The organism is Microbacterium sp. CH-015 (genome assembly GCF_049707015.1).
GTDB lineage: Bacteria > Actinomycetota > Actinomycetes > Actinomycetales > Microbacteriaceae > Microbacterium > Microbacterium aurum.
Genome location: NZ_JBNAFJ010000027.1, coordinates 1 through 2,632 on the forward strand (window position 1 = coordinate 1; position 2,632 = coordinate 2,632).

The 2,632-nt window shown below is 66.8% G+C and carries 3 protein-coding genes; 2 read left to right on the forward strand and 1 reads right to left on the reverse strand.

The features are described from left to right. The first annotated feature begins 314 nt into the window (after nucleotides 1-314). Nucleotides 315-1,145: a hypothetical protein gene (locus ACPYN4_RS15445; RefSeq protein WP_424446870.1), complete on the forward strand. Its 831-nt coding sequence runs from the start codon at nucleotides 315-317 to the stop codon at nucleotides 1,143-1,145. Next, nucleotides 1,142-2,014, forward strand: a complete 873-nt coding sequence (locus ACPYN4_RS15450) for a DUF3037 domain-containing protein (RefSeq protein WP_424446871.1) — start codon at nucleotides 1,142-1,144, stop codon at nucleotides 2,012-2,014. Before ACPYN4_RS15445 ends, ACPYN4_RS15450 begins: the two co-directional genes overlap by 4 nt. Nucleotides 2,015-2,078: 64 nt before the next feature. Here the strand turns inward: ACPYN4_RS15450 and ACPYN4_RS15455 are convergent, their stop codons facing one another. Next, the gene (locus ACPYN4_RS15455) at nucleotides 2,079-2,582 is read right to left on the reverse strand and encodes a DUF697 domain-containing protein (protein ID WP_424446872.1); all 504 of its coding nucleotides are present in this window, start codon (nucleotides 2,580-2,582) and stop codon (nucleotides 2,079-2,081) included. Nucleotides 2,583-2,632 lie beyond the last annotated feature (50 nt).

Sequence of the window (2,632 nt, forward strand, 5' to 3'; positions counted from 1 at the left end):
CGTCCGAGAATCCACAACCGAAGCCATGTACCCAGAATCGCGCGTCAATCACAACCCATATGGGAGACACGCCCTAGCAGGCGCGGCCGGATCAGCAAGTCATCCCACGTGTCGCGCTCCCCTGTGCCAGGCGCGACTTCCTCACCCTTGGCCGGCCGCCACCCGAGCGGCTCGGCGAGCGTCTCGAGGGCGTCGTTCTCCCATGCAGATTCGGGTAGCGCAGTCACTTCATTGCTCCTTCGGCGGGGCAGAGGTGTCGCGGCGCGTCGTCGCGCCTCGACATTGCTTGGGAGCCGGCTCGATAGTGTCGCGCCATGGCCACTCCCGACGACATCTCCTGGTGGCGGGGTCGGCTGTCGAATCGCACCCCACCGACGGCGACCACGAGCGTGCGCGCACCGCGTGAGCGTGCGCAATCCTCAGGGGCCGGCGCATTTCTCGCGCTCGCCGACGACGGGCGGCAGTACTGGGTCAAGGTTCCCGGTAATGAGCAAGGCAACCAGGTGCTCGTGAACGAGGTCATCGTGGGTGAGCTCGGGCGGCTGCTGGATGCTCCGGTGAGGGAGCGGGTGCTCGTCACGATCCCGGCGGCCATCACAGGCTGGGCCGAGTTCCCGATCCCATCGAGTGCGAGGCCCCTGCTGGCGCACGGGTCGCTCCACCTTCCTAATGCAATCGACGCCGATGAACTGCGCCACACGCGGCGCGGCCAGAACACAGAACGACAGGCAGCGCTCGTCGGCCTCTGGGATCTCTGTGTCGGCGAAGACCCGCAGTGGCTGTACGACACGAGCGCCGCGGATGCCGTCTGGTCATACGACCACGGGCTGTGGTTCACGACCGGCGAGGGCGACTGGGATGAGGGCGTGCTTGCCAAGCTGCTCGACGTGGTGGCGACGCTACCGAACATCCCTCGCGCAATCGACAAGCCTCGGTTGCGCGCGATGGCTGCAGACATTCGCGGCCTGACGCCGGGGGCGCTCCTATCCGTGATGTCGGCGGTGCCCGTAGAATGGGGGACCGACGACAGGGACCTCGAAGCGATGGCCTGGTTCCTCTTCCGCCGTCGCGGGCCGGTGGCCGACCGGCTCGAACGACGTGCTGATGACCGCTCGGATCGACAACCGACAGGACGAGCATCATGAACGGCGCATACCTCTACTGGCTGGTCCGGTACGTGCCTGATGTCGTGCGCGGAGAGCAGGTGAACGTCGCTGTCATCGTCGGGCAGGACGGGGGCGACTGGGCGATCCGTGTCGCGCCCGACTTGCGACGCGCAAGCCGGCTGGGCGGCGATGCGGGCGCACTGCGCCCCTGGCTCGATCAACTCGCGCAGGCGATCCACGACTACGAGCACCCGGCCCTGCAACTCTTCGCTCCCACGGACGAGGTGAGGGTCAGCAGAGCCTGGCTCGAACTGCTCTCGCACCGCTTCAACAATGTTCTCCAGGTGAGCACTGCGACGCCGGTGATCGCCCACTCGGCAACCGAAGGTGCTGACTTCCTCTTCCCTCTGCTGGTTGCCACGCCTGCGCCGATTGCGCGATCGCGCACGCGCGCACGCCTGGTGCACGATCTCGGGCAGCTGTATGAACGCACCGCGAGCCTTGAGACCGGCGGCTCGTTGTTGCGCGCGCCGCGCGCCCACGTCGGCCGCCAGCGCGGCCGCTTCGATTTTGCCGTCGTCGACGACAGCGTCGACCAGTTGTCGCACGCGTTCGCATTCGATGTACGCGACACCGATTCGCTCGAACGCGAGCTGCAGTCGTGGAACTTCATCGTCTCTCGCCTGCGCAACGACGGCGGGGTGATCACTCAGGGTGGCCGGTCGCTCGACGCGGCGGGGGATGTCGCCGTCGCTGTCGCCTTCCAGGAGCCGACACGACGTGAGCCACGCGTGGCAGACGTGTTCGAAGCGGCGCTCGAAGCCTGGTCGGGCCTCGGCGTGAGCGCGGTCCCGAGCACCGAGCTCGACGTCATCGCACGTGACGCCCTGCAGCTCGTCGGCGCCTGAGGGCAGGCCAGCGGCCACGTTTATACTCCTTTAGATTTCTTCTGTCGTCTGCACACGGCTTGGCTCACTTTCCCAACCGCTGCGTCGCCATCTTGCGGATGACGTCGAGGAAGCCGGGGACGTAGTCACCCCAGGCCTCGTTCATCTGGTCGAGGTCGAGCTTGCCGGTGTGCACCTGCTCGCACAGTCGCAGCCAGCCCTCGCCGGTGGCCCCGGTGAGCGCGCCGGCGACTCCTGCGTTGATGACGCTGCCCGCGCCGGGGATGAGCTTGATCAGACTGCTCGCGAGTGCGCGGCCCGCGAGTTGTGCGCCGAGGTTCGCGAGGGCGCTCGTCGACAGCGCGGTCTTCATCTCGATGTCGTAGATGACCGAGATGCGTGCCATCATTCCGAGTTGGATCGGCGCCAAGGTAACGGCATCTGCGACAGGGAGGGGAATCGCAGCCGCTCCCGCAGCCGCGACGGTTGCGGCGTTGATGATGGGGCGGGCGAGCTCTCGCTTCCAGGGGAGGTTGAGTCGCTGTGCGATGCGAAAGGCATCTGGACTGACCCCGTTTTGTAGGTCCAGTCGTTGTGTGAGTCGTCCTGTCGCCCGAGGGTTCGGGCAGGGAGACTGGT

Bases quoted from the DNA above. Each gene is read 5' to 3' on its own strand.
- ACPYN4_RS15445 (WP_424446870.1), top strand. From the start codon at position 315: ATGGCCACTCCCGACGACATCTCCTGGTGGCGGGGTCGGCTGTCGAAT.
- ACPYN4_RS15450 (WP_424446871.1), top strand. From the start codon at position 1,142: ATGAACGGCGCATACCTCTACTGGCTGGTCCGGTACGTGCCTGATGTC.